Here is a 3094-nt window from a genome sequence, read left to right as displayed (position 1 = left end):
GCCGCCGGTATCTGGCACAACAACAAGATCGGCGCACCAGTCACCCGCTCTCTGATCGCGTATGACCACTGATCACATCGGACTCACTCGTCTAGCTCGGAAACACGGGGTCCGCGCGCGAAGGCCGGCACGTCATGACCCGGGGCCGCGGGGTCCGCGCGCGGCCGGTACGGTGAGGCTCGTCGCGCGGACCCCGCGCCCCTTGTCGGCGCGGACGCCTCCTACATGATCGGGTCGGGCTCGCGGGCCAGGTCCGCCGCGCCCACCATGCCCGCCTTGTTGCCGAGCTGGGCCGCGATCACGTCGGCGACCGGGCGCCAGTTGCCGCCGACCAGCCAGCGCCTGTACGACGTGCGGATGGGGTCGAGGACCAGGTCGCCCTCGTCGGAAAGGCCGCCGCCGACGATGAACGCGGACGGGTCGAAGAGCGAGGCCAGGTCGGCGAGGCCCGCGCCGGCCCAGCGGGCCAGCTCGCGGTAGGAGTCCACGGCGACCGGGCAGCCCTGGCGGGCGGCCATGGAGATGTGCTTGCCCTCGATGCCCTCGGGGGTGCCGTCGCCGAGCGAGAGCAGGACCTCGGCGCGCTCCGGGGTGGCGTTGGCCCGCTGCTTGGCGTAGCGGACCAGGGCGCGGCCGGAGGCGTACTGCTCCCAGCAGCCCTGCGAGCCGCAGCCGCACAGCAGGCCGTCCGGGACCATGCGGATGTGGCCGAACTCGGCGGCGACCCCGAAGTGGCCGCGGCGCAGCTTGTTGCCGATGATGATGCCGCCGCCGAGGCCGGTGCCGAGCGTGATGCAGATGACGTTGCGGTGGCCCTTGCCGGCGCCGAACTTGTACTCGCCCCAGGCGGCGGCGTTGGCGTCGTTCTCGACCACGACGGGGAGGCCGGTGCGGGCCTCGACCTTCTCCTTCAGCGGCTCGTTGCGCCAGTCGATGTTCGGCGCGAAGTACACCGTGGAGCGCTGCCGGTTGACGTAACCGGCCGCACCGATGCCCACGCCGACGATCTCGTGCCCCACGCGCGCGCCGTCGACGGCGGCGGCGATGGCGTCCACGATGCCCTCGGGCGTGCCCGGAGTCGGTACCTGGTGGGTCGAGAGGATGTTGCCTTCCTCGTCGACCACGCCGGCCGCGATCTTCGTGCCGCCGATGTCGACGCCGATGGTGAGTCCCATGAATCCCTCAGTTCCGGTCGAGCCCCGCTACGGCCAACCGTACCCGAGGCCCTGCCGTGGGAGGTCCTCAGTCCAGGTCGATGCGCTCGCCCGGGCCGGTGCCCTCGCCCCGGTCGGGACGGTCGTCCCCCAGGTCGGCGGCGCCGGTGGTCCAGCGGTGCTCCTGGGCCTGGACGGCGGAGCGGTAGGCGGCCAGCAGTTCGGTGCCGGCCGCGGCGAGGTGCTCGAAGACCTCGGGGTTGCGCTCCACGACGGGTTCGACTGCGGCCTTCGCCTGCTGGACGACCTGCCGCACCGCCTGCTGGGCGGCGGGTCCGGCGATGGCCCCGAGAAGCGGTGACTGCAGGCCGGACAGCTTGTCGGCCACGGTGTCCACGAGCTTCTTCAGCTCCTCGGCGGCCGAGCCCGGCGGCGGGCCGTACTCGGTGCGCCGGCGGGTCTTCTCGGCGGCCAGATCCTCGGCGCAGGCGGTGGCCCAGGCGTCGGCGTCGGCCGCCCGCGCCCGCTCCTCCTCGTAGGGGCCGGATGCTCGGCTCTCTTCGCTCATGGCGGGCTCCTGACTACGGTTCGGCCCTTACGACGTTACCTGAACGGGGTACGCCGCTCACCGTCCGGCGCCGGGCCACAGGCCGGGATCCGGCGCGAACCGGATGCGCAGTTCGCCCTCGCGCAGCGCGGCTCCCGCGACGGTGCAGCGGCGCAGGGCGGACGGCAGCGCGACGATCCGGCGGAAGGGTCCCGCGGTGATCAGGAGTTCGTCGCCGCGCCGGATCAGGTCCAGTTCGTCCCGTATCGCCCCCGGCAGCGGGATGTGCCAGACCAGCACGCCGTCCTCGGCGATCCGGTCGGCGACGGGCCACTCGACCGGGGCGGGCGCCGGATTGACGGCCGGCACGCCGAGGGCGGCGAGATCTTCGCCGCCGCGCGGGTCGCGGCCCAGGTGGGGGATGGTGTGGACGGCGTCGGGCCGCTCCCGCCACTCGGCGAGGGTCTTGTCCTGCTGGGCGAGGGGCCCGGCGAGCCAGGTGCCGCCGCCGTCGTCGTCGGGCAGGACGCGGTTGGCGATCAGCGCCTCGGCGCGCAGGCCGCGCAGGGCCAGGCCCGGGGTGGCGGCGCGCACGGCGTCGGCGCCGGCCGGTCCGGGTTCGGCGACCAGCCGTACGGAGGTCTCCGGGTCGGCGAGGACGGCCTCGACGGCGGCGAGTTCGAGGTCCCAGCGGGCGGCCGTCTCGTACAGCCAGTCGGCGGGCATCGGGACACCGGCCAGCCGGCCGAGGACCGGGCGCAGGGCCCGGGCCGCCTGCCGCTCCGGCGGGAGCAGGCGGCGCAGGTAGCGGCGCAGCTCCTCGGGGAGGGCGAGCAGGTCGAGGGCCTGCGGCAGGGGCGGGAGGTCGACGACGAGGAGGTCGTGGCGCTCGCTGAGGGCGGCGTCCCGCAGCGCGCGCAGGAAGGTCAGCTCTTCGGCCCCGGGCAGCGGGGTGACCTCCTCGGCGTCCAGGCGGGCGGCCCCGAGCAGGTCGAGGACGTTCGTGGCGCGGGACTGGAAGTCGGTCAGGTCCTGCCGGAAGCGGTCGGCCGCGTCGGGCCGCCAGGTGGTGAGGCCGGGTCCGGCCGCCGCGGGGACCGGACCTGTCGGGGAGCCCAGAGCCGCGCCCGGGGTGTCGTCACGGTCCGCGCTCAGCAGCAGCGTCCGGATGCCGCCGGCCGCGGCGCGCTGTGCGGTCGCGGCGGCGATCGTCGTACGACCGCTGCCGCCGGGTCCCGTGATCAGGAGGGTGCGCATGAGGATGAACGGTAACGGAGACCGGCGCGCGGACGAGCGGGGCTAGTGAGCTGGTCCGGAGATCCTGTCGCAGTAGCGGCAGATGCGGTCGATGATCTGGTCCGCGGTCTTGGTCCATCTGAAGGGACGGGCCTGT

At 74.4% G+C, this 3094-nt stretch carries 3 protein-coding genes; all 3 read right to left on the bottom strand.

Features of this window, described 5'->3' with window-relative positions; all coding sequences use genetic code 11:
- Nucleotides 1-221 precede the first annotated feature (221 nt).
- Nucleotides 222-1175, bottom strand: coding sequence for an ROK family glucokinase (locus ABVB68_RS36680; RefSeq protein WP_353605558.1), 954 nt, complete (start codon nucleotides 1173-1175; stop codon nucleotides 222-224).
- Nucleotides 1176-1242: 67 nt separating this feature from the next.
- Nucleotides 1243-1722 carry a DUF5304 domain-containing protein gene (locus tag ABVB68_RS36675; RefSeq protein ID WP_353605557.1) on the bottom strand — a complete coding sequence of 160 codons (480 nt, stop codon included), beginning with the start codon at nucleotides 1720-1722 and terminating at the stop codon, nucleotides 1243-1245.
- Between the two features lie 57 nt (nucleotides 1723-1779).
- Nucleotides 1780-2958, bottom strand: coding sequence for an ArsA family ATPase (locus tag ABVB68_RS36670; RefSeq protein ID WP_353605556.1), 1179 nt, complete (start codon nucleotides 2956-2958; stop codon nucleotides 1780-1782).
- Nucleotides 2959-3094 lie beyond the last annotated feature (136 nt).

The sequence above is a fragment of the Streptomyces sp. NPDC096012 genome (assembly GCF_040426375.1).
Classification (GTDB): domain Bacteria; phylum Actinomycetota; class Actinomycetes; order Streptomycetales; family Streptomycetaceae; genus Streptomyces.
The sequence above is the reverse complement of the archived record's forward strand: the minus strand, read 5'-3'. Positions and strand labels throughout refer to the sequence as shown.

Bases quoted from the DNA above. Each gene is read 5' to 3' on its own strand.
- ABVB68_RS36680 (WP_353605558.1), bottom strand. From the start codon at position 1,175: ATGGGACTCACCATCGGCGTCGACATCGGCGGCACGAAGATCGCGGCC.
- ABVB68_RS36670 (WP_353605556.1), bottom strand. From the start codon at position 2,958: ATGCGCACCCTCCTGATCACGGGACCCGGCGGCAGCGGTCGTACGACG.
- ABVB68_RS36675 (WP_353605557.1), bottom strand. From the start codon at position 1,722: ATGAGCGAAGAGAGCCGAGCATCCGGCCCCTACGAGGAGGAGCGGGCG.